Origin of the sequence: Steroidobacter flavus, from assembly GCF_042651805.1 — a bacterium.
Lineage (GTDB): Bacteria > Pseudomonadota > Gammaproteobacteria > Steroidobacterales > Steroidobacteraceae > Steroidobacter > Steroidobacter flavus.
On sequence record NZ_JBHSDU010000005.1, the window covers coordinates 1 to 25,750 of the forward strand.

At 55.4% G+C, this 25,750-nt stretch carries 19 protein-coding genes and 5 pseudogenes; 18 read left to right on the top strand and 6 right to left on the bottom strand.

Annotated elements, in window-relative coordinates; genetic code table 11:
• Window positions 1-331 precede the first annotated feature (331 nt).
• Both ACFPN2_RS21105 and ACFPN2_RS21110 read left to right on the top strand, forming a co-directional pair.
• On the top strand, window positions 332-1,639 hold the full coding sequence (locus tag ACFPN2_RS21105) for an MATE family efflux transporter (protein ID WP_380600301.1): 1,308 nt from the start codon (window positions 332-334) through the stop codon (window positions 1,637-1,639).
• A gap of 723 nt (window positions 1,640-2,362) precedes the next feature.
• Window positions 2,363-4,837 carry an outer membrane protein assembly factor BamB family protein gene (locus ACFPN2_RS21110; RefSeq protein WP_380600303.1) on the top strand — a complete coding sequence of 825 codons (2,475 nt, stop codon included), beginning with the start codon at window positions 2,363-2,365 and terminating at the stop codon, window positions 4,835-4,837.
• Window positions 4,838-5,263: 426 nt separating this feature from the next.
• On the opposite strand, the gene ACFPN2_RS21115 is transcribed toward ACFPN2_RS21110, so the two are convergent.
• The gene (locus tag ACFPN2_RS21115; protein WP_380600305.1) at window positions 5,264-6,541 is read right to left on the bottom strand and encodes a glycosyltransferase; all 1,278 of its coding nucleotides are present in this window, start codon (window positions 6,539-6,541) and stop codon (window positions 5,264-5,266) included.
• A 389-nt stretch (window positions 6,542-6,930) separates the two neighbouring features.
• Here ACFPN2_RS21115 and ACFPN2_RS21120 point away from each other — a divergent pair, with 389 nt between their 5' ends.
• From ACFPN2_RS21120 to ACFPN2_RS21185, 15 genes and pseudogenes are all read left to right on the top strand, one after another.
• Complete coding sequence (locus ACFPN2_RS21120; RefSeq protein WP_380600307.1) at window positions 6,931-7,977, top strand: glycosyltransferase family 2 protein; 1,047 nt, start codon at window positions 6,931-6,933, stop codon at window positions 7,975-7,977.
• 98 nt (window positions 7,978-8,075) lie between these two features.
• Window positions 8,076-8,255, top strand: coding sequence for a helix-turn-helix domain-containing protein (locus ACFPN2_RS21125; RefSeq protein ID WP_380600309.1), 180 nt, complete (start codon window positions 8,076-8,078; stop codon window positions 8,253-8,255).
• Between the two features lie 370 nt (window positions 8,256-8,625).
• Window positions 8,626-8,910: a transposase domain-containing protein gene (locus ACFPN2_RS38545; protein WP_465270387.1), complete on the top strand. Its 285-nt coding sequence runs from the start codon at window positions 8,626-8,628 to the stop codon at window positions 8,908-8,910.
• A 775-nt stretch (window positions 8,911-9,685) separates the two neighbouring features.
• On the top strand, window positions 9,686-11,734 hold the full coding sequence (locus ACFPN2_RS21130) for a TonB-dependent receptor (protein WP_380600311.1): 2,049 nt from the start codon (window positions 9,686-9,688) through the stop codon (window positions 11,732-11,734).
• A gap of 81 nt (window positions 11,735-11,815) precedes the next feature.
• Complete coding sequence (locus ACFPN2_RS21135) at window positions 11,816-13,294, top strand: aldehyde dehydrogenase family protein (protein WP_380600313.1); 1,479 nt, start codon at window positions 11,816-11,818, stop codon at window positions 13,292-13,294.
• A gap of 28 nt (window positions 13,295-13,322) precedes the next feature.
• On the top strand, window positions 13,323-14,801 hold the full coding sequence (locus tag ACFPN2_RS21140) for a spinster family MFS transporter (protein WP_380600315.1): 1,479 nt from the start codon (window positions 13,323-13,325) through the stop codon (window positions 14,799-14,801).
• An 11-nt stretch (window positions 14,802-14,812) separates the two neighbouring features.
• Window positions 14,813-15,790, top strand: a complete 978-nt coding sequence (locus tag ACFPN2_RS21145; protein ID WP_380600343.1) for a thiamine pyrophosphate-dependent dehydrogenase E1 component subunit alpha — start codon at window positions 14,813-14,815, stop codon at window positions 15,788-15,790.
• A 17-nt stretch (window positions 15,791-15,807) separates the two neighbouring features.
• On the top strand, window positions 15,808-16,848 hold the full coding sequence (locus ACFPN2_RS21150; RefSeq protein ID WP_380600317.1) for an alpha-ketoacid dehydrogenase subunit beta: 1,041 nt from the start codon (window positions 15,808-15,810) through the stop codon (window positions 16,846-16,848).
• 31 nt (window positions 16,849-16,879) lie between these two features.
• Window positions 16,880-17,125 carry a biotin/lipoyl-containing protein gene (locus ACFPN2_RS21155; protein WP_380600319.1) on the top strand — a complete coding sequence of 82 codons (246 nt, stop codon included), beginning with the start codon at window positions 16,880-16,882 and terminating at the stop codon, window positions 17,123-17,125.
• 154 nt (window positions 17,126-17,279) lie between these two features.
• The gene (locus ACFPN2_RS21160) at window positions 17,280-18,128 is read left to right on the top strand and encodes an SDR family NAD(P)-dependent oxidoreductase (RefSeq protein WP_380600321.1); all 849 of its coding nucleotides are present in this window, start codon (window positions 17,280-17,282) and stop codon (window positions 18,126-18,128) included.
• The gene (locus ACFPN2_RS21165; protein ID WP_380600345.1) at window positions 18,121-18,558 is read left to right on the top strand and encodes a VOC family protein; all 438 of its coding nucleotides are present in this window, start codon (window positions 18,121-18,123) and stop codon (window positions 18,556-18,558) included. The genes ACFPN2_RS21160 and ACFPN2_RS21165 overlap by 8 nt, the downstream gene beginning before the upstream one ends.
• Window positions 18,559-18,619: 61 nt before the next feature.
• Window positions 18,620-20,365 carry a DUF885 domain-containing protein gene (locus ACFPN2_RS21170; protein WP_380600323.1) on the top strand — a complete coding sequence of 582 codons (1,746 nt, stop codon included), beginning with the start codon at window positions 18,620-18,622 and terminating at the stop codon, window positions 20,363-20,365.
• A 5-nt stretch (window positions 20,366-20,370) separates the two neighbouring features.
• Window positions 20,371-21,414: a membrane dipeptidase gene (locus tag ACFPN2_RS21175; RefSeq protein WP_380600325.1), complete on the top strand. Its 1,044-nt coding sequence runs from the start codon at window positions 20,371-20,373 to the stop codon at window positions 21,412-21,414.
• Window positions 21,415-21,663: 249 nt separating this feature from the next.
• Window positions 21,664-22,107 (top strand): annotated as a pseudogene (locus ACFPN2_RS21180) (helix-turn-helix domain-containing protein); the annotation flags it as partial.
• 94 nt (window positions 22,108-22,201) lie between these two features.
• Window positions 22,202-22,390 (top strand): annotated as a pseudogene (locus ACFPN2_RS21185) (IS481 family transposase); the annotation flags it as partial.
• A 44-nt stretch (window positions 22,391-22,434) separates the two neighbouring features.
• On the opposite strand, the pseudogene ACFPN2_RS21190 reads toward ACFPN2_RS21185, so the two are convergent.
• The 5 genes and pseudogenes from ACFPN2_RS21190 to ACFPN2_RS21210 all read right to left on the bottom strand — a co-directional run.
• A pseudogene (locus ACFPN2_RS21190) lies at window positions 22,435-22,895 on the bottom strand (transposase family protein); the annotation flags it as partial.
• 350 nt (window positions 22,896-23,245) lie between these two features.
• Window positions 23,246-23,575: pseudogene (locus tag ACFPN2_RS21195) on the bottom strand (DDE-type integrase/transposase/recombinase); the annotation flags it as partial.
• Complete coding sequence (locus ACFPN2_RS21200) at window positions 23,512-23,766, bottom strand: hypothetical protein (protein ID WP_465270388.1); 255 nt, start codon at window positions 23,764-23,766, stop codon at window positions 23,512-23,514. The pseudogene ACFPN2_RS21195 and the gene ACFPN2_RS21200, both read right to left, overlap by 64 nt.
• 162 nt (window positions 23,767-23,928) lie before the next feature.
• Window positions 23,929-24,051, bottom strand: coding sequence for a hypothetical protein (locus ACFPN2_RS21205; protein WP_380600327.1), 123 nt, complete (start codon window positions 24,049-24,051; stop codon window positions 23,929-23,931).
• Window positions 23,994-24,260, bottom strand: a pseudogene (locus ACFPN2_RS21210) (transposase); the annotation flags it as partial. The pseudogene ACFPN2_RS21210 and the gene ACFPN2_RS21205, both read right to left, overlap by 58 nt.
• Window positions 24,261-24,797: 537 nt before the next feature.
• On the opposite strand from ACFPN2_RS21210, the gene ACFPN2_RS21215 reads away from it, so the two are divergent.
• Window positions 24,798-25,571: a class I SAM-dependent methyltransferase gene (locus tag ACFPN2_RS21215; protein WP_380600329.1), complete on the top strand. Its 774-nt coding sequence runs from the start codon at window positions 24,798-24,800 to the stop codon at window positions 25,569-25,571.
• The last annotated feature ends 179 nt before the right edge of the window (window positions 25,572-25,750 follow it).

Below are 25,750 nucleotides of genomic sequence, written 5' to 3' on the forward strand. Positions count from 1 at the left end.
CAAAGCGACGCAGTCAGTCCTCGAACATCAAGGCAATCGGCCATTGCCAAAAAAGCGCCTCTCGCCGCCAGAATCGCGCGGTTTTACGCCGCCGCTAACAAGTTCAGCACGCGAATCTGGGCTGCTGCTTATGAACGACTCCAATGACTGACATCAGCGATTTCGAAGGTGCGACTGCTCTTCTGTAGGCTGCTTTCGGGGTTTGCAGCACTGCCGTCCGGCAGCTGCCAATCGACGCTGTAGATTGGGAGGCGCCGGAATCAACGCCTGATGGGACACTACCGGTGTGAACGACCTAACCCGTGGCTCTATAGGGCAGCACATTGTCGTAATGGCTCTTCCGATTGCCGTTTCGATGCTGGCTCAGTTCGCACTTCAGCTCGTCGATCTGTACTTCGTTACGCGGCTAGGTGTGTCGGCGACAGCGGGCGTAAATGCTGCGGGCAATGTGATTTTCGTTACGATCGCCGTCAGTCAGGTTCTTGGTATCGGAACGGTTGTCTTGATAGCGCACGGCGTAGGTCGCCGTGACTACGCTGATGTGCGCATCGTTCTGCATCAGTGCCTGTCACTGGCACTCTTCTGCGGACTGGTGGCCGTCGCGGTGATCCTGGCTTTCGTCGGGCCATATCTGGAGTTGATATCACCGGACCGATTGACGTTCGATGCCGGTATGACTTTCATCGCTTGGGCGTTGCCCGGTTATGCCTTGACGTTTCCAATGGCAGTTTTGGGTTCCGCGTTACGAGGGGCGGGGAAGCCAGTGCACGCGGCGGCGCTTAGTATTTTTATAGTGCTCCTGAACGCGGCGCTGGCGCCTCTCTTCATTGCAGAAGAAGCCGCAGGGTGGGGAGTAAAAGGGGCGGGCTTGGCCACGTCTGTGTCTGTGCTCGCAGGTTTCACTCTGTGCCTGTTGTATTGCGCTCGAACTCAGCGATGGATGAGATTGCAATACGAGCTCATGTGGCCTCGATATCAGCATTGGGGGCGTATCCTTCGAGTCGGTATTCCAGCAGGTTGCGATTTCGGCATGCACTTCTTATTCACAGCGATCGTGTATTACGCCATCCGAGACTTCGGGGTCGTGGCTCAGGCGGGATATGCCATGGGGTCGCAAGTGCTGCAAATGGTGGCGCTACCGGGAATGGCCATTGCATATGCCGCCGGACCGATTGCGGGCCAGAACTTTGGCGCGAGAAACGCTGCCAGAGTGACAGAGACCTTCCGCAAAACCGCCGCACTCGCTGTCGCTGTGATGGCTGTGGCGATAGTCGTGATTCAGTGGCAGCCTGGTCTCCTACTTGGCTTGCTCGATGCAGATCTCGAGGCGATCGCTGCGGCAAGCGAATTCCTTCGGGCCGCATCGTGGGCGCTAGCTGCTCAGGTGCTCGTGTCCGTTTGTTCGGGCATGTTTCAGGCGATGGCCTATACAGTGCCATCGGTCGTCAGTTCCAGCGTTCGCCTCGTTACCTTTGCGGTGCCAACGTTTTGGCTTTACTTCCAATCGAGCCTGGAGATTGAGCATGTCTGGCATCTATATGTGGTGTCGCTTGGCATCCAAGCAGTCTTGAGCTTGTGGTTAGTAACGGCGGAGTTTAGAAGACGCTTGCCGCAGCCTGGGGTCGTTATCTCGCACTGATACAGAAATGTGGTGCTCCTCATCGGATCGTGGGCGGGGTTCTCTGTGAGAAAATTGATCAAATGGTCGGCGATTTGATCGGAGTGGCGCGCCGAGGCATCAAACTCATTGATGCGGACGTTCGAATTGTAGAGTGCTCCGCACGGTGCGCACGGACGGCAACAAGAGAGCAGATCCGCATCACTAAGGCGCCATGGACGCGTGACTGCGTTCGTTCCGACCCGGTCAGCCAATCGTTTTGATGACTACAAAGAGTATATATGACGCGACATGTCGGGATGTCGTGGCACTGCGACGCCAATGCCTTGCAATGGGGCAATCTAGCCGCTCGAGTATCACCATCGCTTTATGCGAAGACGGGGCGCTAACACCGACGGCGTGATCCGTGACGGCTGTCGAGCCTGTCGGCGCCGATCCGCATGCCTCATCTCAAGCCTTCGAGGTTCGCAAATTGGCGAAGGACTTCAAGACCTCTATCCCATAACATTTGTACTCTGCAGAATGCGAACTTTTCGTGTGACAGACGCCGAGGAGATCAGTATGACTTCCCTGATGATACTCCGGGATTTCGGGGTCTCACGTGCTTTCGTCTCCAGAAAAGCGCCTCGCTGGAAGGTAGAACTACTCTCCGATGTCATCTGAGCGAGAGTTCCTATGTCGACGTGTTCCAAGTCGGCCAAGGTGCAGGACACGCCATTAGTTGGTGTGGTAGTTGGATTGGCCATGCTGACTTTCGCTGTAGCACCAGCAGCGCGTCCACTAGTTTCAAACGCGGAGGACTTCAGCCGACCCGCCGCGGAGGATTGGGTCACGGTCGGCGGAGATTGGGGGAACACGCGCTACTCCACGCTCACGCAAATTACTCGAAACAACGTGCGGCTGTTGGGGGCTACATGGACGTCGGACGTGTTCGATGAGAATGGTACGTCATCGGTAACTCCGATCGTAGAGAACGGTACGATGTTTGTCACTGCCGGGCGCATGGTCTATGCGCTTGATGCCAGAACGGGCGCAAGGCTCTGGAGTTACAAAACGGTTCCGGATGCTAGAGCAGAGACAATGAACTCATCTCTAGGGAGATCTAGGGAGGAGGGGGCGGCTCCAGGTGCGATTCCAAATTTTAGAGGAGTGGCTGTCAGCGCGGAACTCATATTTGTGGGTCTGGTAGACGGACACGTTATCGCGCTCAACAAGAAGACGGGTACGCTGGCTTGGGTTCGACAGACGGGGATCGAGGAACCAAAGCAACAGCAGCAGGTGTCCACGGCGCCTATATATGTCGATGGTATCGTTCTAACTGGATTGGCAAATGGAGATGCCAATCTGCGAGGGCGGCTAACGGCGCTCGAAGCGTCGACCGGCAAAGTGCTTTGGCAAGTGTTCACGATTCCGGGGCCGGGGGCCGACGGGCACGAAACTTGGCCGTCATTCAACAACACGTGGAAATTCGGAGGAGGGGGAGTATGGGCCAATGCGGCTGTGGATCGTGAACTTGGAATTGCATATTTCACAACAGGAAATCCCGTGCCTGCCTTTGCAGGAGACTGGCGACCTGGGGACAATCTGTTTACATGTTCTGTTCTAGCCGTCGATCTTAGAACTGGGAAGCTCAAGTGGCATTATCAGCTGGTACACCACGATGTGTTTGAGGCTGATGCCGGCACTCCGGTGGTTCTCAGTGACTTGGAGATTGGCAGAAAGCGTCATAAGGCCGTTGGGATTCTGCGATCAGATGGATATCTGTTTCAGCTGGACAGACGTACCGGTGAGCCTCTCCTTCAGGTTATAGAACGAAGCGTACCGCAGCTGAGCTCTCAACGAACGTCTCCGACGCAGCCACATCCAGTGGGTGGGGAGAGCATCCTGATGGATTGCGAGGATTGGAGGAAGAAGAAAATCCCTAAGGGGTTTGTGGTGGGGTGCATGTGGACGCCGCCGGCGTCTCCACCTCCATCGAAGGATGCCCAGAATGTGTTGGCTCCCTTTCCTTCGGTCCGCGTGAGTCAAATGGCATACAGTCCACAGACGAGATTCTTCTACGCACAGGGGACGTCATTCCTCACGTGGCCTCGCCGCTCCCAAGACCCGTACCAACTCACCTTCGATACGACGGTGTTCAATCTGAAAGCTTATGGGGAGTTCGCAGCCATCGATGGTCGCACGGGGAAAATCGCTTGGAAGAAGCGTGTGTACACAGGAGGAAAGCTACCGATCTATCTGCGAGGCGCGCTCCTGGCAACTGCAGGTGGGCTCGTATTTCGCAGTTCGGGTGACGGAAACGTCGAGTCATATGATGCCGAAACAGGCGATCTTCTTTGGACATTTCAGACGGGCGCAGTCGATGCCAGCGGGTCCCCGGTGAGTTACGAGGTGGATGGGGAGCAATACATTGCGGTGCCGATGGGTTCTGCCGTATGGGCATTCAAGCTCGGTGGGGAAATTCCGGCGGCCGCGGCGCGGCAGCCTCCCTCAACCGAGGGTGAGTTTCGGGGGCAATGGGTACAGACGAATGTCATAGAGACAACGTCCATGAAGCACACGCAGTTTGCCTCAGTAAACCGATACTTCATTGACGAGTTTGCCTTCAATCCTACGCGGGCTCGCGTAGCAATGAGTACCGCTGTGCTGTTCGTGAACAATGGCAACATGGATCATGAAATTGTGGCAACGGATGGTTCGTGGGGTACTGGCCCGCTGAGTCCCGCGCAGGAAGTATGGCTGACGTTCGACAGTCCAGGGGTGCGTACGTACACCTGCAAGCAGCACCCCTGGACTCATGGGCAGCTTGCTGTCGCTAAAACTGAACCGGCCCAGGGTCGATCAACTCGGAGCAGCGACGGCTCCTGGGACAATTCGAGGAAGTTGGTGACACAGGTCGCCCTTGGGAAGCAGCAGTTTGACAATAACTGCAGCGCCTGCCATGAGAGGGATCTCAGTGGGAGAGGGATGGCTCCCTCGCTTATTGGTGACGCCTTTGCATCACGCTGGAGGGGCGCGAAAGTCGGACAGATGTTTGAGAGAATTCGAACAACGATGCCGCTAACTGAGCCGGGGAGTCTTGATAGAAAAGCGTACTTGAACATCGTGGCTTATCTGTTGCAGGCCAACGACATGGCTGCCGGAGAGATCGAACTCGAGGACAGTGCGGAGGTGCTTAACAATGTCAGCATCGCGGACATCAAGCGGCATTACCAATAGCCTGTACCTATGGTCAGCGCTGATCGTATCCCTGTGCTCCAAATGAGAAAAGCATTGCGCCACGCGCGTTCACGCCGTGCGTCGTCGCAACCCGAGCAGATTTTCTCGCTGTCGGAGTCGTCTTCGCCAATGTGGGATGAGTTGTCGTGTATTGTCCGAATGACACCATCTGCTTTCGTTTCAGTTGAGCAAGCAACACGGCCGGCGGTGTCATTGGCTTCGTGAACCCGGCAACATTTCAGGCAAGACCAACCCGATGGCGGACCCGGCGGGTGGAACTGGAATATTGTTCTCGCATCTTGTCACCGCCCACGATCGCAGAAGAGCAGGGCGCGTTCATACCGTTGGTTAAAACCTGTGGCTACCGTGTCAACACCGATTGAATCTTGACCCACCTCTTGGGACAGTACTACTTCGGCGCTAACACTACCGGGGACGATCGTCGATATGCGGCGGTGCCTTCAACGTGCGAGCTAGCTGCGACCGATACAATTCGAAATGTGACCGTGCAATAGATTGCCAAGCACGTAGCACGACTGCATTACTACCTTGAGCCCGTTTGGTCTGGTGATCGAGGAGCGCCATTCTCATTTCTTCGAGATCGTCTTCACGAGCGAAATACGTATGCTCCGACGCATCGTAGCCATGGCGCGTGGTCGAGGTGGTGAGAACGAACGTTCCCTGCGCCTGAGCCGCGTGGATAGAAGTATTGAAACCTGCGCCGCCATCAAGGACCGGCAGGACCACCGCGTCGGCTACCGCCAGTACTGATGCTGCTTCGTGTCGAGGAAGGAAACCTGTCATCGTCACCTTACCCTTCCATCGTTCGCTTCTTGAAAGCTGCACAAGGCGCTCATGATACTGTTTGTTCAATTGGTACATTGTTGATGAATATAGCCGAAGATCTTGCTCACGAAACCCATCGCCGACGAGGACAAGATGTGAGTCCTCGGGGTTTACGATATCGAAGAGCAACTCAACGCGTTTTCTGGGATAGATGAACCCGAAGAAGGCAACCAGACGAGTCCCTGGAGGGGCGTAGCGCGATCGAATTTTCTCACGCTCGTCAACGCCAAAGTTGATCGGTGGGATGGCAGACGCATTCGGAATATGCTGCACGGATTTAGTAAGCACTCCCCAGCGCAGCAGCCGGTCCGTACGCTCTCGGAAGTCTGGGCGGACAACAACTAAGCCGCCTGGTGTGATGGCGCGAGCGACGAAGTTCAGAAAATGAATTGGTCGTCGAAAGAGCCTGAGTGAATTTGGCTCATGCCATGTTTGCACGATCGGAAATCCAGAAAGTCGCAAGACTGGGGCGAGGAACGACGGGAGCGCGGTAGATCCATAACCTAACGTTGGGTACTGAATATGAATGATGTCAGGTCCCCAAGAACGAACGGCGCGAAGAATCTTTCGAAGCTCCTTCCACTGCCAAGAGTCGACAATCGGCAGAACGCATAGGTCTGGGTGCGTCCTGGAAGGGCGAGCCTCCGTGCTCGTCAATACCGCGACCGTCGACTCTCCGTCACTCGCTAAAGTGTGCGCTAACTGGCTCGTGTAGTCACCCACGCCACATCGCATGGGAGGGAACGATCCGGTGATGATAAGAATCCGCATAGGTTCTGTGTAACTATCAGTGATAGACAGGATATTTACCATCCCCGAAGCAAGAGCGGATGATCTACAGGGCGGCGGTGCTAGCATCGCGTCGGCTCTATTGGATTGCTGATGGCAACGCGAGCTCCCCGGCCTCGCGTGTCAGATCTTGGAGAATGGATTATCCGGGACTGTTACGCAGCGACACGCGCCGCTACTTTGCTCATGATTTTGATTCTCCAGCTAGCTGAGCCAGTCGAAGGGGGGAACAAACGGGACGTGCAAACAAAGGAGATAGCAATGTATATACAGCTGAACCGTGGAGGGCCCATTTACATGTGACCCAAATGCGCTATAAGGACGCTGGACAAGGAGACCGCGCGATCGTGTGGCTTTGTGGTCAACTCTATGAGTTTTTAATATCCGGTCGCATGTCGATATGAAGATTTAGTTCCAATCATGTTCGGTGTGCGACGGTGTTACCGAGGGTATCCTGCATGAGTTCCGACTGTCGTGATGTGAAACTGTCGATATGCATCACAACTTTCAATCGTAGAAACTTTATAGGCGCGACGCTGAGGAGCATTCTCGATCAGTGTACTGACGAGTGTGAGTTATTGGTTCTGGACGGAGGATCGACTGACGATACAGAATTAGTTGTATCGGAGTACGTGGGGCGCTCTCGCCATCTGCGCTACGTGCGCAGGAGTGAAAACGGTGGTTTTGATCTCGATTGTGATTGCGCGGTGCATCTCGCAATTGGACAGTATTGCTGGCTGATGACGGATGATGATTTGCTGAAGCCCGGAGCAGTAGCCGCGGTCCTGGATGCACTCCGCCAAGATCCCAGTCTCGTCATCGTGAATGCGGAACTCAGGGATTTCGAGATGAGGAGGATATTGCAACCACGATGGTTAAACTTTGGATCAGATCGACTGTATAGGGGGACGGAGACTGATCGGCTATTCGCTGAAGTGGGAGACTTCCTAAAATACATTGGCGGCGTGGTAATAAAACGAAGGACCTGGATCTCGCGCGACAGGAAGTCCTACTATGGATCGCTGTTTCTGCATCTTGGCGTTATCTTCCAAGATCAGCTTCCTGGCGATGCACTCGTAATAGCAAGGCCATATATAAGCTATCGCATCGGAAACTCGCACACGTTTTCTCCAAATATGTTCGAGACCTTCATGATTAAGTGGCCGGCGCTCGTTTGGTCATTAGCACCCTCTGACGCTGCAAAGCGGAAGGTTTGCAGTCTTGAGCCTTGGAGGGAGTTTCATGAACTGCTGCAACGTCGAGGGTTAGGCTACTATTCGCTGAATGAGTACCGTCGCTGGATCCGTCCGCAACTACGGTCGTTCCGCGAAAAATTGATTCCAGTTTTCGTCGCACTGCTGCCCGGGGTGCTGGTCAACGCGTTCTTCATGGTCTATTACTCGCTGGCAGCGAACCCTGGACGAAGTGCCTGGTACCCGGAATTGAGAAAGCAAATGCTGAGGGGAAGCAGATTTCATTTCCGGAACTGGCGGATATCGCAGTGACCATTCGTGTGCTCACGAGAACCGTGGCAAACCGATATCGGGTGATTTGCATGTGGGTGGCGGACGTAAATTGCACAGTCAGATAGGGTTGCCGCTCCGTGAACGATCGGAGAGCGGCCCATGTACGGACGGGAGCACGTGTGCTGTTACGTCACTATTTGCGGCAAGAGCTGGCCATGTCGGAGATCGCACGCGCCCTGGGCGTCAGTTGGCGCACGGTGTATCACTGGATCGAGACCGGGCAGTTAGATCGAGAGCTCGACAATGAGGCGGTGTGATACACGCCGTGCGTGCAGGTGCATCGCAAGTTCGATGCCCTCCGCCCGATCGTGCTCGCGCGATTAGTCGAGTATCCCAAGCTGACCGCGACGCGGTTATGCTGAAATCCGAGCTGCTGCACCTCAGTAGAACGTCATCGACCTGCTTACGCCCCATCCCCGACGCGTAGCTCGATTCGGCCAGCGGCCTGATTGCGATGGACGAGACACCGATCAAGCTAGACACAGGTGGCACGGCGCGATGAAGACAGGTCACATCTGGCCGATTGTGGCGAGCACGACGAAGTGCGCTTTTCATTGGCATCGCACCGCCCGACAGTTCCAAACCACGACATTTTGCCGAGCAGCCCGTTGACGCATGAGCGCGTGAATGCGCGCGAGTGTCGACTCGGATCGAAGGTCCTTCTCACCGATCCGGGCGCGCCAATCGGCACGAACCATCTGGGACGCGCGCTGCGCGGCATTCCGAAGGGCGGGAGAACTGAAGCCTTGCAGGCCCGATTCGGGCCACGCGCGTGGCATCGTGCAGAGGCCGATCGTTACATCTCGGCTGAATGGCATCGTTCCGTATGTCCACCTCGTCGATGTATTACAGCGAGTGATGATGCATCCGACCTCAAGGGCGGGTGAACTCACGCCGCGACTATGGAAATAGCACTTGGCCGACAATTCGATGCGCTCGTCGAGGGCAGGAAAGGAGCCACAGGTTCCCGCTCACGTTAGAGCAACAACCGATGAGATTTGGCGAGCCTGTAGACACTTTCGGCGTTGACTTGACCTTGACCGCGGGCAGCAGCGCGATACCCGCGTGGCGATACCCACCGTGGGTTATAGCCGTAGGCCCTCGGCCGAGCCGCGGGGGCCCTCAACTGCCCGGAGAGCTCCAAATCATCAACGGGGCGGCGCTCGCGCAATCACGTCAGTTCTTCGATCCGCACGATCGACGCTCGATCGCGTTCGACTTTGCGACACCGAGCACCGGCACACCGTGGGCCACACGATGGCGTTCGCCAGCGGTCCTGGAAGGCGCAGCAGCAACCTTTGTGCTCGGCCGATCGCAACACCCTCGCGCATGATTTGGCACTCTGCCGTTTCCTTGTGCAATAGCCGCCGCAAGTGCTGGACTGTCGTGCTGTTCTGAGGCATGTACCCGCGAAATCGGCACGACCAACTCGTGGCGTGTACGGCGCTTGAGCTTGGGCCAGCGAATTCAGAACCGAGAATGAATGGGATACAGGGGGTTTCCATTGCTATGGAACCGATCTATTCAACGTAGTCGAATGAATCGTGTTGGAACGAACGATTATAGAGGGCCACGCATGAGAACTATAAATCGCGGGCTGTTCACATTGGTTGCAGCCGCTCTCTCTCTTCCTGCGCACGCACAAAGCCAGGCCGCAGTCACCCCAACGGACGTTAGCGCTGGTGTGATGGGAGCCAATAAGCAGCAGAGAAGCACCCTGGAGGAGGTAGTTGTCACGGCGCAATGGCGTGAGCAACTGCTTCAAGATGTCCCGATCTCGATCTCTGTGTTGAATGGCGAAGATCTTGACAGTGCAACAGTTGAGGATCTTACCGACGTTCTTAGCCGTGTTCCCGGTGTGTCAATTAATGAAACGATCGCAGGCGGAGGATCGCAGGTTGTAGTACGAGGAGTGGCTGCTCCGTTGGCCGTATTCAACGGTGCTAGCCCGACGGCGTATTACCTTGACTGGGTTCCCTTCGGCTTTTCAACGCACGCGATTGGACCAGATCCTAATGTGTACGACTTAGAGCGGATAGAGGTCTTACGTGGACCGCAAGGTACGCTCTACGGCGCCAGCGCCTTGAATGGCGTTGTCCGAGTCTTGACTAGGGATGCGGACCTCAAACAATTCGCAGCGAAGGCCCGAGTTTCAACGTCAAACACCGAGGACGGTGGGTGGAACTACCGAGGTGACGTGGCGCTGAACGCGCCTCTTATCGAAGGAAAGCTCGCAGCCCGTGCGGTCCTTGGATATCAGGACTTGGCGGGTTGGATCGATAAGCCGACCCACGATGACGCCAACGACGCGCAACTCAGAAATGCTCGTCTCAAGATCAACGCGCAACCAACTGAGGAGCTATCAATCGGTGCGTCGGCATGGCTCTCTCGATCCGATCGCGGTGCACCGTCCATTAGCTATGAGAGTAGGACAAGCTCCTCTCTCGGAGACGAGCCAATCTCAACTGACTATGACGCGTACGGATTCAAAGTCGGTTACGAATTTGGCATGTTCTCGCTGACAAGCGTAACGAGCTACATCGACTATGTGAATCATAGCTTTCTGGATCTGGGGATTCCCGTGGATCCGCCGTTCCGAATTGAATATGACCTTCAGGCCGAGTCCGTTGCGCAAGAGGTTATTCTTAGTTCGAAGCTCAACGGCCCCTGGCGTTGGTCTGCAGGTGTTATCTACCGTGAGTTAGACGATCGCCAATACTATTTCATCAACGGCATCTACTTGGCGCCAGGAAGACTGACGAACACCTCAAGATCCAAGGCAGTGTTCGGTGAGGTGACGAGAGCGCTTCATGATGGTGACGTGGAGATAACCGCGGGACTACGCTACTTTGAGGACAACGTAAGGCTTGAGGAACAGTCTCGGCTTACGGGAGTGCCTCCAGAGGAGTTGGTCAACAGTGAGGACTCATTTGATGCAACTACTCCCCGACTAGCCTTTACTTGGCATCCGAGCAAGCAAATGACGGTATACGCTTCATACTCTGAGGGATTCCGCAGTGGTGTAATTCAGGATCCCGGCATTCTAGCCGTTGCGCCTGTGCCGTCTGCCAAGCCGGATCGCCTGTCGAACTATGAAATTGGAACGAAAGGAAATCTGCTTGGTGGTCTCTTTAGTTTCGATGCAGCGGCCTACTACATCGATTGGCAGGACGTTCAACAGCCAATTGTGGTTCGAGTTCCAGTGGGAACGACCTTCCGAGATCTATCGGCTCTGGTGAATGGTGAGTCCGCAAGCGGCATAGGCTTCGACATTGGATTGACGACAAGGCCGTTCGATGGATTCGATGTAGGGGTGAATGCAACGTGGAATGACCTAACGATGGATAGCGAGATGGTCTCCGGCGGAGTTGCCTTGTTCGATAAGGGAGATCGTCTCACCTATTCGCCCGAGTACACCCTTGGCTTGTCTGCCGACTATGCATTTCCACTCGGAAGGAATAGTTTCGAAGGAATAGTATCGGCCTCGGCGAACTATACATCTGCAGTAGAGTCCCGAGGTATTGTGGGGGGCGTCAGGACTGTCACACCAAGCGATTCAATGACGATGGCACGTGTGAGTTTTTCGATTAATGCGCCGAATGATTGGACGGTCACCTTGTTCGTTGACAACCTGACAGACGAGAACGGCTCCCCCGCAAAGTTAGACAATTATTCGAACTGGGGCATACGAGTGCGCCCGAGGACCGTTGGTGCGCAGCTGGAGTATCGATTCTAAGGGTTACGAGCGCTCACCGTTTTGAGATACCTACAGAAAAATGATACCTGTCCGCAAGCCAAATTAATTTCAGGGCGCTCGATGAAGCTAAACAGCCGTTGCGATAGATCAGAGGTTGCGCCGTTCGTGGACGGGGCGTTGACGGCGTCTGGGAGCAGAAACACAGCAGACGTAGTCAATCCATCGAACGGCCAGCGAAACTTTGTGATCCCTGCGGGGTGTCTGGGCGACGTTGATGCTGCAGTAAGTTCCGCGCGACGTGCTTTCGAATCGGGTGGGTGGAGTGCAGCGCCGCCCTCGCTTCGCAAGAAGATATTGCACTGCTTTGCGGACTTGATTGCGTTAGAGAGCAGAGCGTTTGACGCTCTGGATGCCGAGGAGATGGGGAAGCCGATCAGCGAGAGGTTTGCCAACGCTCAAGCGGCGTCCGAGCTAATGGGCTTCTATGCTGAGGGCCTGGATAAGTCGGTCGGCGATGTGTACACGTGTGACAAAGCCAGCTTTGTGGCACAGCGGTTTGTGCCGCGTGGCGTAGTTGCGGCGATAGTGCCATGGAACTTCCCGACGTATGCTTCTGTGCTCAAGCTGGCCCCGGCTCTTGCGGCCGGAAATTCGGTGGTCCTGAAGCCTTCGGAGCTATCGACGCGCTCTGCCATTCGGCTCGCGGAAGTGGGGATTGAGGCGGGGCTACCTCTCGGGGTATTGAACGTTGTTCCTGGGCTGGGCGAAATTGTAGGCAGAGCGCTTGCCTTGCATAGCGACGTGGACATGGTGACATTCACAGGTTCAACAGAAGTTGGAAAGCTTGTGCTGCAGTTCGCCGGCCAATCAAACATGAAGCTAGTCATGGCCGAATGCGGTGGAAAGTCCGCACACATCGTTTTTGATGACGGCGTGAACTTACAATCGGTGGCGGATAATGTAGCGACGATGCTCGTGACAAATCAGGGACAGATCTGCAGTGTCGGCTCGAGACTAGTTGTTCAGCGATCAATCGAATCGAAGCTGTTGGAAATGATTCTTGTGCGGATTGATCAGATCAAGGTGGGCGATGCCTTGGATCCCAATACCACATTTGGTCCCCTTGCTTCGGCGAAGCAATGCTCTCGTGTCATGGAATTTATTGAGGGTGCGCGTTCGGACGGTGCGAAGCTAGTAAAAGGTGGACGCAGGTTGCTGGAGGAAACCGGTGGATATTTTATCGAACCGACCGTATTTGGTTCCGTAGTCCCGTCCTCGAGACTTGCGCAGGAAGAGATTTTCGGGCCGGTGCTCTCCGTAATGTCATTTGACGACGAAGTTGAGGCGATCGAAATTGCAAATGGCACGCAGTATGGTCTTGCTGCCTATGTTTGGACCTGCGATCTATCTCGGGGTATGAGGATGGTAAAGAGCCTTCGATCGTCAGTGCGAGTCAATACCGGGGTATGCACTGGCGAAGGGGCGGGATACGCCGCGTCCCACGAACCTGCTCGTCAATCCGGGATAGGTTGCGAGGGCGGGTTAACCGGTATGGAGAGTTATCTGCGCCGTCAGAGGATCTGGTTCAGTCATGCCTAACGAGGATACGGCGGATACAGGTCGTCTCATGACTGAGACGAGCAAGGTTGCTGATGGTGTCCGCGGATCCCGTGAAAGCGGGGCGGCAGCCAATGAAGCAATCAGATCGCAACATTTCGGATCTAAGCATCTATTGCGCGTCCCGAATACTGAGAGATCTCCCTCAGTTCGATACGTTTGGTACGTAATCGGCTTGTTATCTCTAGTTAACGTTTTCAACTATATGGATCGGATGGCACTGGCCATCTTGTCGCCATTCGTGAGGCGTGATCTGCACCTGTCCGACACGCAGCTCGGATTATTGGTGGGACTCGCGTTCGCGGTGTTCTACGCACTGTGCGGGGTACCGGTGGCCAGGTTGGCTGATCGGGGAAATCGAAGGAACATTGTCGCCGGCGCGCTAGTCGTCTGGAGTTCGATGACTGCGCTGTGCGGCGGAGCTCAAAATTTCTTGCAACTGTTTCTCGCGCGCGTTGGAGTGGGGGCCGGAGAAGCAGGCGGTTTGCCCCCGGCCCAGTCGATGATCTGTGACTATGTTCCGCTAAAAGGGCGTTCAGCCGCATTCGCTCTTCACAGCCTTGGGATCTATGTTGGGACGATGATCGGAATGGCGTTAGCTGGCTGGCTGGCTGAGGTCATAGGCTGGCGAATGACCTTTGTGGTTCTCGGGCTTCCAGGTGTTGCGTTAGCCATATTTCTTCGCTTCTCCGTGCGCGAGCCGGCACGGGGATGCTTTGAAGCCGTGACGGATGACGGCGCCCCTTCGTTGCGTGAGACTTTCCGTATCCTCTGGCAGTGCGCGACCTATCGGTTTTTGGTGCTCTTCGATGTCGTGAATGGGTTTGTTCAGTATGGTCTGAATCAATGGTTGCCCTCCTACTACGCCCGAGAGTTTGCTGTCAGCCTGTCAGAGGTTGGGCTCCGCTTGGGTATCGCCCTTGGAGTAGGGGCGGGTATTGGTCTGCTACTCGGGGGCTTGTTTGCCAACAAATTGACGCGTCGTAATCTCAGTCTTCCGCTACTCGTCGGTGCCACCACAACACTGTGCGCCGTTCCCCCTGCGTTTGGAGCGTTGTTCTCTGCCTCGGTTTCAACGTCAGTGTCGCTCCTTTTTTTAACTGCGTTACTGTGGTCAGTATCAAATGCACCCGTCATAGCTGCCGTGTACAGCGTGGTGCGGCCACGCATTAGGGCAACAGCGGGGGCGGTAGCCATATTTCTCACCTCCGTGCTGGGCTTTGGGCTCGGTCCGTTCTCAGTCGGATTGCTGAGTGACCTCCTCGCGCCGGCGTTTGGTGTTGAAGCGTTGAGATACGCGCTATTAGTGCCGGTTAGCTTTATTCCAATCATGGCGGCCGCGCTCTTCTTAGCAGCGAGATCACTGCGCTCGGATTTGAATGCTGTAAGTACTTTGACTATAGATGACTCGGCTCGCGTCAGCGTCGATCCCGGCCTTCAGGGAGAGATCACGCCAGGAAGTCGGATTGCTGTGCGCGGTGGCCAATGAGCGGGGAACAAATGCCATTAACAAGAACGCAGCATCGAGAGGCATTTCGACGGATGCTCCGGATACGAAAGTTCGAAGAGGAGGGGACGCGTCTATTCAAGGCTGGAAAAATTCCCGGTGCGTTTCACGCGAGCATTGGTCATGAGGGCGCGATCGTAGGTGCTTGCATGGCGCTCCGTGATGCTGATGCAGTAACAGGGACGCATCGCTCACACGGACATCCTATTGGCAAAGGCGCTGACTTGAGGGCGTTGATGGCGGAACTGATGGGTAAGGTAACGGGCATTTGCAAAGGCCGCGGGGGTTCCATGCATCTTGCTGACAAGAGTGTTGGAATAATCGGCGAATCGGCGATCGTCGGGGGCGGCATTCCGCTCGCCACCGGTTGCGCCTTGAGTGCCAAAGTGCGCCGATCCGACCAGGTAACGATCTGCTTCTTTGGAGATGGCGCCGTGAATCAAGGAACTTTTCATGAGTCATTGAATATGGCGTCACTCTGGAAGCTGCCTGTGATCTATTTCTGTGAGAATAATGGATATGCGATCAGAACTTCTGTAGCGCGGAGCCATGCACAGCCAGACATTGTGAAGCGAGCCGACGCTTACGGCATGCCTGGCGTCGCAGTGGATGGGCAAGACGTCTGCGCCGTGTATGAGGTTGCGAGCGAGGCCGCATCCCGTGCCCGATCTGGTGGTGGACCGACTCTCGTCGAGGCGAAGACATATCGGTTTGACGAGCACAACGTGGGATTGTTCGTGCCAACGCCATATCGTTCACAAGAGGAGGTTGAACACTATCGGCTCAATCGCGATCCGGTAAAGCTGTTCCGCGATCTGCTTCTAAGCATGGGATTCGATGAGTCGGATCTTCGGTCGCTGGAGGCCGAGGCCAGCAGCGCAGTGGATGAGGCGATCAGGTTCGCCGAGGAAAGTGCGCTGCCGGATCCGGCGAGCTTATGTGACCATCTGTATGCGGCGACTGCGCGTTAGTGAAACGAATGAAATACATGAGTGCCAGTTCAGTGCATCAGTCGGCAGACAAACGAGAGAACGATGGGAGAGGTGAGCAGGATGCGCCCCGCCAAACTCTAGTTCGAATGAGCTACCTAGATGCCATCGTCCAAGCTCAGATAGAAGAGCTTGAGCGAGATGAGCGCGTCATCTTAATGGGCGAGGACATCGAAGTTTATGGTGGCGGGAAGATCGTTGGGCGGTTTGATTCGACGCGCGTATGGAATGTTCCGATTTCTGAGACCAGTTTCACCGGGGTCGGGGTCGGTGCAGCTATCACAGGGCTGCGCCCCATTGTCGATCTGAGTATCGCCAGTTTCATGTACTTGGCGTCCGATCCAATCATCAATCAAGCTGCGAAGTTGCGTTACATGACTGGCGGCCAGATACAAGTGCCGATCGTGTTCCGATGTTGCATGTACTACGGAATGTCAATCGCCGCTCAGCATTCGGACCGTCCCTATCCTGCATTTATGAACACGCCAGGGTTGAAAATCGTCTGTGCCGCCAGCCCTGGAGACATTAAGGGGCTGATGAAATCTGCTGTAAGAGATGATGATCCAGTGATGATCTTTGAAGATGCCAAGCTGTGGGCCACGAAAGGTGATGTGCCCACTGATCCAAACTACTTGATACCAATTGGGAAGGCCGATGTGAAGAAAGTCGGCACGGATGTCACGGTAGTCGCGATCGCCGGAGCGATGCGCCCAGTGCTAGAGGCCGAGAAAGTTCTCTCTAAAGAAGGGATATCCATTGAAGTCATCGATCCTCGCACGCTAAAGCCTCTCGATCTTGAGACAATTGTGAGTTCAGTGGCAAAGACGGGTCGCTTGCTGTTGGTGGAGAATGCACATCGCATGTGCAACGTCAGCGCGGAGATCGCGGCGGGAGTTTGCGAGGTGGCGTTTGATAGTTTGAAGCAGCCAATCCTACGCCTCTGTGCGCCGGACGTGCATGTTCCGTTCAGCCCGGCGCTTGAGGCCGCTCTCTATCCCACGAATGTTGATATTATTGCCGCAGTGAAGAAGCTTCTCTGATCCATATTGGTTGAGAGTGTAAGGAACTTTCATGGCTACAAAGGTCGTGCTGCCTAAATGGGGAATGGGGATTGAGGAAGGCATGATCGTGCGTTGGCTAAAGACCATTGGCGATACCATAGAGAAGGGGGAGCCTTTGGTGGAGATTGAAACTGCAAAGGCCACGCAGGAAATGGAGGCTCCGGTTGGCGGCAGACTGGTTCAAATTCTCTTACCCGCGGGACAAACTGCAACGGTCAACACGGAAATTGCGGTGATTGATGAAACCTATGCGTGAACGATGTCGAGCAGAGAGCGTCCACGGGAGAATCCCGACTCTAATGCATGGCAGACTCTAATCAGAGCAACAGTCGGGACCACGCTCAACCGAATTCAGGTTGTAAGTATATTTGAAGTGACGAAACAGCTGAACTCGGGGTGGAGTAGGATCGATGACAAGATTAAAGAATGTAACAGGCTTAGTCACCGGAGGTGCTTCGGGGCTGGGAAAAGCTATTGCGCAGCGCCTGGCCGCCGATGGGGCCCGCGTCATTATTTCCGATGTTCAAGGCGATTTAGGACGGGAGACGGCTGCGCAGGGGAGCTTTACATTCCTTGAGCAGAACGTGTGTGATGAAGAGCAATGGCGGCAGGTTATATCCGAGATCGAGACCCGTTTTGGTCAATTGAATGTTCTAGTGAACAGTGCCGGGATCGCGGGACCAATGGATGCTTCTACGCCGGAGAACACACGCCTGGAAGATTGGCGCAAGATATTTGCGGTTAACACAGAGGGTGTGTTCCTAGGATGTCGTGCCGCGATTCCCGCTATGAGAAGAGCGGGTGGCGGTTCCATAGTCAATATCTCGTCGATCGGCGGAATCTTAGCGAATTCATCAGCCACGGCATACGGGGCGAGCAAGGCAGCGGTTGGTCATCTGACACAGTCTGTAGCTCAGTACTGTGCTCAGGAACGTTTGAACATACGGTGCAACTCCGTTCACCCGGGAGCAGTACTGACGCCATTGTTACGCGATGTGGTCAGTGGCATTGCTCGTTCTCGTGGGCTCACATCTGAGGCGGTTGTTGAAGAAATTAAAAGCACCGTACCGGGGGGAGAACTCGTTCTCCCGGAAGATGTCGCAGCGGCCGTTGCGTTCCTCGTGTCTGCTGATTCTCGCCAGATTAACGGCGAAAAGATGATCGTCGATGGTGGTAGGGTAACCTGTAGCGGCTCGTTCCGCGGCAATGTGAGTGTAGTGGGAGGGGGCGCTATTAGTGGCTCTGAGAACTGTGGTTAAGGCGGTTCATCACGTAGGAATGTCAACCGCGGATCTGGAGCGGTGTATTCACTTCTATCGCGACTTGATTGGTATGGAGCTGTTGAGTGAGTCTCAGACGGAAGGCGAGGCGACATACGACGCGCTTCTCGGATTGCAGAACGTCAAAGCAAGGAGTGCGATGCTTGGAATAGGCAGCATGCGCTTGGAGCTGTGGGAGTTCGAGCACCCTGCGGGCAAGTCTTTACAGCCGATGCTGCCAGTAAACATTCCCCGCATCACTCACTTGTGCTTCGAGGTTGAAGATATCCAATCGGATTATCAGCGGCTGAAGGAGGCGGGCGTGCGGTTCCATTGTCCGCCGCAGTCCTTCGGCGGTGCCGAAGCAGTCTATGGGCGAGATCCAGAAGACAACATCTTTGAGCTAGTGCAATGGTCAGGAAAGCCTTAGACACAGGGGGCGAAGTCGGGTATCTGGCGGCTGTATCGTGCCGTCAGCCCGCGCGATAGTCATGATCGAGGGAACGTCGCTCAATTTGGCGCAGCAGATCGCCGACGATGCGTGGGGTGAACTGCAGCGCCGAGCCTATGTGCAAGCCCAGATGGGCGCCCCTCTGACGAGATTGCCGGATCTTTCTCTCGTCGAAGCCGAGCGTCGCAGTGAGCTTGGACGATCATTGCTCAAGCGTCTTGAGGGCATAGAATGGCAAACACTACCTCATGATTGGGCTTTGACCTTGAGACTTGTTCAGTTCAACGCTCGTGTGTGGGTTCGCGAGGCTGAGTGGTACTGGTTGGTTGTCGAGCCGACGGGGCTTACCGGATTTTTCTGTCTATTTCTACCCACTGCTTACTGCGGGGGATTCCTTCTGAACCTATTGCATACTCAGCTTAGGTCTTTCACATTGGAGAAGTCCGGAGATGCTGATCACTACCTTGAGTTGGTAGCGGAGTACGCAAGCATGATGCATCAGATGGCCGATCGAACCGCCGGTCAGGCTGCGCGGGGCATCCGTATGCCCAAGGTTCAGATCTTTCAGGCGCGAGCGCTGCTGCAAGCGCTGAAGTCGAGTGCGTGCATCGCGCTGGACGTTTCCGAGGAGCGCCTGAGCGGGGGGGCTACACGGAAGTTTCTGGTGGAGCTTCGTAGGCGCATCGCCGCCCATGTCGCGCCCGCCTTCGATCGTGCACTGGCTGAGCTCGGTGAAGGTTATTTCGAACTTGCCCCAGAAAGCGTCGGAATCGGGCAATACCTAGGAGGGGCGGATGTCTATGCGGAATTGGTCAAGATCCACACCACCCTGGAACTGACGCCTGAGGAAGTTCATGCACGGGGGCATGCGCGCTTGACGGAAATTGAGGATGCAATGCGCGTGATCCGAGGCGATCTGAAGTTCAAAGGCGATGCCACAGCATTTCTCGGGCATCTCAACCAAGCATCCCGTTGGCGTGCCCACACCATAGAGGGGGTGACCAGGTTCTTTCAGCGCTATATGGATCGCGCTAAACCTCACCTCTCGCAGCATTTTCGGACGCTTCCTAAAGCGCCCTACGCTGTGGCGCCGTTGCCCGAGGCACTCCAGAAGTCCTACACGTTTGGTTTCTCCGATCCGCCGCGGCGAAATCGAGCGGAGGGGCTCTATCTCTTCAATGCTGAGAATCTCACCAAGCAGGCGCTGTTCACAGTGGCTGCCCTCACATATCACGAATTGATGCCAGGGCATCACCTTCACTGTGCGACTCAGCAAGAGAACGAGTCATTACATCCGCTTCGAAAGTATGGTTTCGTAAATGCATATAATGAGGGGTGGGCCGAGTATGCCGCAGCGAATCTATCGGCGGAGCTTGGTCTATACGAAGAGCCAGAGGAACGCTATGGTCGCCTGATGTTCGACGCCTTCCTTACTAGTCGACTGGTCGTTGACACAGGGATGAATGTCTTGGGCTGGTCACTCGAGCGGGGGCAGAGCTATCTTCGTGACCACAGCGGTCTGAGTGAGGCAGAGATTCTCACTGAGTCGTTACGCTATTCATGCGATCGGCCGGCGCAGGCGCTGGCGTACAAGTTGGGCGATACGGAGATTGTATCCCTTCGCGAGCAAATGAAAGACGCGCTGGGGGCGCGGTTTTCGCTCAAAGATTTCCATGAAGCCGTTCTGGGGCCGGGCGCGCTACCTCTGCACGATCTCAAGTGGCACATCAATCACGAAATTGTACGGCTTCGAGCTCAGTACACCAGCGAAGCGAGGCGCAGTTAGATCAAATGGACTCAGATACCCTCATCCGCGATGAGATATACGCCTCGCCCGAGGCGATGCGTTTGCACAGAGAGATGATCATCTTCGACTGCCTGAGCCTTTCATACATTCTTGACCCCCCATACGATGAGCGAGTCCTTGAAGGAGGGGTCACGGCGACGAACTTGACGGTCGCGTGGGAGGGCCAGAGTTGGGACGAAGTGCTTGAGAACATCGATCAAGCTCGCACCAAGATTGATAAGAATGGCAATCTCGTATTCGCAGAGACAGCGGCAGAAGTCCGTGAGGCGAAGAAGAATGGAAAGGTGGCTGTCATTCTCGGAACGCAGGGCTCCGACTTTATCGACAGGCATTTGTCTCGCGTGCGCATCTTGCACAAGCTTGGTGTGCGCTATATTGGACTCACTTACACCGGGGCGACATTGTTTGCTGATGGGTGCGGAGAAATCAGGGATGCAGGATTGACCTTTCTGGGCAAAGAGTTCATCGACGCTGTCAATGAGTTACCGATGCTTCTCGATCTGGCGCATACAGGGCATCGCTCGAGATTTGAAGGGGCAACGATGGCCAAGCATCCGGTATGCACTCATTCAAATGCATATGCCGTAAATCCCAACGACCGAAATACTAAGGATGAGTCGGCTCTAATTATTGCTGAGAAGGGGGGGGTGATGGGGGTCACTGGGCTTGTGCGAGCAGTTGCACCATGTGATTCGAGTATCGAGCACATGGTGGAACATGCCGACCATTGGGTGCGACGGATTGGAGTCCAGCACACCGGTCTCGGTTTGGATTTCACCGAAGGTTTTCAGGACGCACAGAGGGACGGGAAAGTTACCCTGAAGCCACCCAAGTGGCGAACTCTGCGCCCGGATATCTTTGGCACGCCGGAGGCCTTCTACACACAGAAATACCCTGCTCGTCTGGAATCAATCCGAAAGTTGCCTAACTTCACACATGAATTGCTGTCACGGGGCTACGACTCCGTGAGCGTGTGCGAGATCATGGGACGGGCGTGGCTCAGGAACTTTGAACTCGCTGTAGGTTGACGCGATGGGCAAAGATGGCTTCATTACGATGACAGCAGCCTACTAACGAGGCCGAGAATGGGATGCAATGGAGCGTTTGAGGGAGGCGCTACTTCCCAAGTTCGGACCACTGTTTAAGGCTACTGGCGGAGCTGAGGCGTCGATCCTTACGCTGTCAACGCCGATTGAACTTTGACCCAGTATTACGTGTCTTAGCTACGACTTGATCTGACATTATCCTAACGCATAGAGATACGCAGGAGAAGTCAGATGATGCAGGATCAGAAGATCATTAAGAACAAGCTCGGGTTGCTCAAGCTGGCGCAGACGCTCGGTAGCGTGTCCGAAGCATGCGAGGCCATGGGATTCAGCCGCGACAGCTTCTACCGCTTCAGGGAGCGGCACGACAATGGCGGGGACGCGGCTTTAGCCGAGATCTCCCGCCGAAAGCCAAATCTGAAGAATCGCGCTGATCCGATCGTGGAAAAGGCGGTCATCGAGTTTGCTCTCGAGCAGCCAGCTTACGGTCAAGTCCGAGTGGCGAACGAGCTGAAGAAGCGCGCGATCTCGGTGTCGCCCGCCGTAGTGCGCACCATTTGGTTGCGCCACGATCTTCAGACCTTCCAGCAGCGACTCAAGGCACTGTCAGCGAAAGTGGCGCAGGATGGCCTAATCCTCACCGAAGATCAGGTTCGAGCGCTGGAGAAAGCTAAGTGCGCATTCCGGCCATGAGGGACACTCGGACCGGTGATGGCGGACAGCGTCGGAGCGAAGCGACGCAAGTGGATCGGCTATGTAGCAGTATCACTCGATCGAGGAAATCCAGGCGGATGTGGATGCGTGGATGGAAGGTTACAATGCTGGGCGAACACACTCTGGGAAGTACTGCTACGGCAAGACACCGATGCAGACCTTCATCGAGAGCGCGAAGCTCGCGTACGATCGCCAACTGGATCGGATCCAGCCGATATCCGAATCCGCAGAAGAAGTGAAGTAGTCGGCGTGTACGTCAGATCAAGTCCAGCTCAGGACACATTACAAGCGCTCGCAGATGCCGTTGGTCTGCGGTGATTGCGCTTTCGTACGCGTATGGTCGATGTCGTTCACCGCCAAATAGAGCTGATAGTCGTGCTCTCGATCTTCCCGCAGTACTCAGTGCCTCGATCCGTCAGCACCCGAAGCAGCGGCACCTGATGCTCCTGATAAAACGGCAGGACGCGATCATTGAGTAAATTCGCTGCGGCAATCGGCGTCTTCGTCGTGTAGAGCTTGGCGAAAGCCACCTTGGCATACGTATCGACAAAGGTCTGCTGATAAAACCGGCCGACGCCCTTCATGTTGCCGACATAAAATGTGTCTTGCGATCCGAGATAGCCAGGGTGTGCCGTTTCGATCTCACCACATTCCAGCTGCTCCTCGCGCTTGCGCTCCAGCGCGGCGATCTGCCGTTCGGTGAGCACCAGGCCCTCTTCGGCAGATTTCTTCTCGAGCGCCGCCAGGCGCCACAACTCCTGCACCAATGGCCAGGCCACGCCCGCATCGGCTGCACGCCGCAAGCACTCCGTGACCGTGGATCGGGCGATCGACAGGCTGGCCGCAATCTTGTGAATGCTCAGGCTGAGGTCGAACTTCAGCCGAAGCAGTTCGCGAATCTTCCGCATGGGTACCTTCTCTTGCGCCATCGACCCTGTCCCGTGAACAAAAAAGGACACACGATAGCGGACGGATACCCCGGCGTTTTCCGTGGCTTCAGATCACCTTAAGAGGGGGCCGACATGCCGCGGAATCCCCGGCCGGCATCGCGCGGAATCGGGGGCCGGCATGCGGCGGAATCAGCGGCCGACATCGGGCGGAATACGCAGTCGCGCTTAAACGTCTTTACGAACGCCTCGGCCATTCCGTTCGACTGGGGGCTCCGGGGCGGCGTAAAGCACGGCACCAAGCCCAGTCGCGTGGCGAACTCGATGGTCTCGTGAGCTCGGTAGCAGCTGCCATTGTCGGATAACCATTGGACCGGATGTGCCGTCGCTGTCGACTTGAAGCGCTGCTCCACGCTTTGGATCATCAGATCTCGGATCATCTCGCCACTGATGGCCCCGGTGCCGGCGCACCAGCTGACTACCTCGCGATCGCAAGTGTGCAACGAGAACGCCACGTGCACCGTCTGATCCGAGCAGGGGATCTGGAGCCGTCAGAGGTCCATCGAGCATTGGGGAGGATGGTGCGAATGATGCCGTCGTGAGCGCGATCTGGCGGCCGTCCCGTGTATCGCTGAAGTAGCAGCCCATGCCGTGACATCAGCCGGTAGATCCGCTTGTGATTAACTTTGGCCAGTCCGAGCTTGCTGCGTGCCCGATTCAGCAGTGCCGTCAGACGCCGATAGCCGTCGAGTCGGTCGCTCGTCCACTAGCGATCGCAGCTCTACGAGCAAGCCGTCATTCTCGGGCTTGCGATAGCTTGAGCGCGACTTCGCCGGCTCCGTCAGACGCTGAGTGAGCTGCGATCGAGATACGCCCAGGACCGAAGCCATGCGCCTCACGGCGTATCGTCCTCGGGCAACGACGGCAGCCGCGAGATGAGTTTTTTTTCGTGGGCGATCTTCACCGCCTCACGCAAAATCTCGTTCTCCAAGGTCTTCTTGCCCAGGACTCGCTGCAACTCGCGGATCTGCTTCTGCAGCGCACGACCTCGGCTTTGGCGACGACTTCATCGTCGGTGCGCACCGCCTCCTTGCCACCTTCGCTCATGCGCCTCCTCCAGTTGAAGATCAGACTGGGAGCAATACCATGACGACGGGCCACATAGGAAATCGACATGCCTGGCTGAGCTGCTTCCTGCAACACAGCCATTTTCTGATCCACCGAATACCGCCGGTGGCGCGGTGGCGCTGAATAGCGCTCAGCACCTCAACACGATCACTGCCGTAAGACATTAGGCGTATGACTAGGCTTACGCCTAGCTCCTAGATTACGCAACTATGTCCGGTCGAAATGGGGGCTGCTCCACATTCCAGGCATCGGAGCGCAGACTGCCAACGCTCTTGTCGCACTTACAACAACGCGACAGGCCCCGCCGCGCGCCTTCACATCACTCAACAATCGAAGGACTGTGACGCGCAAGCACTGCTCGTTCCGATCATCTTCAGCGCAATCGCGCTCGCCGAACGTGGCCCCGTCTCCAAGGTCTTCCACACTCTCACCGATGCTCTAGCTTGCACCCTGGCTAAGAACGCCGGCACTACAGCGCCCGCTGATCAACACGCCATGACATTCTGTGATTAAGTATTCCGTGGGACGCGAAACAACTCATCGCCCTTCTGAGCATAAACATCTGTAGATCCACACATTGAGCAGTCCCGACGAGACGTCTCTTTGTGCATCAACTCACTCTTGGAGCAGATCTCAATGGATAAGACCCAGATCGACCTAGTCAATGAACGCGACAACATCACGGGTATATTCAGCCCAAAGAATCTCATTTTCGACAAGATTGGTTTTTTCAATTTCGGCAACTGGAAAGGAGTCGACAATAGTATCGAAATTGCGCAGATCAATCTGATGGAGACTCTTGTTAGTTTCCTCGTCTCCAGAAATGAAAACATTCTGGACGTGGGATGCGGCATGGGAGCTTCTGCAAGGTACCTCACCAAGTATTTTTCACCGGATAAGATCACGGGGATAAATATCTCTGAAAAACAACTGGAACTTTGCCGGGTAATTGCGCCAAAGTGCAACTTTAGATTAATGGATGCCACACAGCTAGATTTTCCGGATGCTTCGTTTACCAACATTCTATGCATTGAGGCCGCACCGGTCTTCAAGACCCGCAACGACTTTCTTAAGGAAGCTTATCGGATTCTTAGGAACGGCGGAAGGATCGCCATCTCGGATATGTTTGTAGGTAACAGGGACCGCATCGCTCAACACGGGGTTCTCTGGCCAGAGGAGAACTGCTTTGGGAATGTACATGACTACGAAGAGCGCCTAATCGATACCGGCTTCACTTATGCACGCGTCGAGGACAGCACTGAATTTTGCATTGATGCCTTCAATTCATTTGCTAGCAAAGCAACCGAGCAACGAGTATTGGACCAGGCTGAGCAGGCTTCAGAAATGGAAAAGAGAAGGAGAAACCGGGATCACGGAATTACGTGCTGCCTAGCCTACGCGATCAAGTGACTCCACTCTTGCTCCTGTTCTCTCAGACGAGATCCGTCGCGTCTGCGGTGTGAATCGTTGACAGTCGAAGCCCAGTTACCTTCCTCCAATCTCAGTTATGCTGAGATTCAGCCAGCTTGGCCCGGCATGATTCACCCCCCTGTCCATCCGTTGTATGGACCGGACACATAGGTGACACA

Coding starts and splice junctions, on each gene's coding strand:
- ACFPN2_RS21140 (WP_380600315.1), top strand. CDS start 13,323: ATGACTGAGACGAGCAAGGTTGCTGATGGTGTCCGCGGATCCCGTGAA.
- ACFPN2_RS38545 (WP_465270387.1), top strand. CDS start 8,626: ATGCGCGCGAGTGTCGACTCGGATCGAAGGTCCTTCTCACCGATCCGG.
- ACFPN2_RS21215 (WP_380600329.1), top strand. CDS start 24,798: ATGGATAAGACCCAGATCGACCTAGTCAATGAACGCGACAACATCACG.
- ACFPN2_RS21130 (WP_380600311.1), top strand. CDS start 9,686: ATGGGAGCCAATAAGCAGCAGAGAAGCACCCTGGAGGAGGTAGTTGTC.
- ACFPN2_RS21155 (WP_380600319.1), top strand. CDS start 16,880: ATGGCTACAAAGGTCGTGCTGCCTAAATGGGGAATGGGGATTGAGGAA.
- ACFPN2_RS21115 (WP_380600305.1), bottom strand. CDS start 6,541: ATGCTAGCACCGCCGCCCTGTAGATCATCCGCTCTTGCTTCGGGGATG.
- ACFPN2_RS21110 (WP_380600303.1), top strand. CDS start 2,363: ATGCTGACTTTCGCTGTAGCACCAGCAGCGCGTCCACTAGTTTCAAAC.
- ACFPN2_RS21105 (WP_380600301.1), top strand. CDS start 332: ATGGCTCTTCCGATTGCCGTTTCGATGCTGGCTCAGTTCGCACTTCAG.
- ACFPN2_RS21135 (WP_380600313.1), top strand. CDS start 11,816: ATGAAGCTAAACAGCCGTTGCGATAGATCAGAGGTTGCGCCGTTCGTG.
- ACFPN2_RS21150 (WP_380600317.1), top strand. CDS start 15,808: ATGAGTGCCAGTTCAGTGCATCAGTCGGCAGACAAACGAGAGAACGAT.
- ACFPN2_RS21175 (WP_380600325.1), top strand. CDS start 20,371: ATGGACTCAGATACCCTCATCCGCGATGAGATATACGCCTCGCCCGAG.
- ACFPN2_RS21170 (WP_380600323.1), top strand. CDS start 18,620: ATGATCGAGGGAACGTCGCTCAATTTGGCGCAGCAGATCGCCGACGAT.
- ACFPN2_RS21145 (WP_380600343.1), top strand. CDS start 14,813: ATGCCATTAACAAGAACGCAGCATCGAGAGGCATTTCGACGGATGCTC.
- ACFPN2_RS21160 (WP_380600321.1), top strand. CDS start 17,280: ATGACAAGATTAAAGAATGTAACAGGCTTAGTCACCGGAGGTGCTTCG.
- ACFPN2_RS21120 (WP_380600307.1), top strand. CDS start 6,931: ATGAGTTCCGACTGTCGTGATGTGAAACTGTCGATATGCATCACAACT.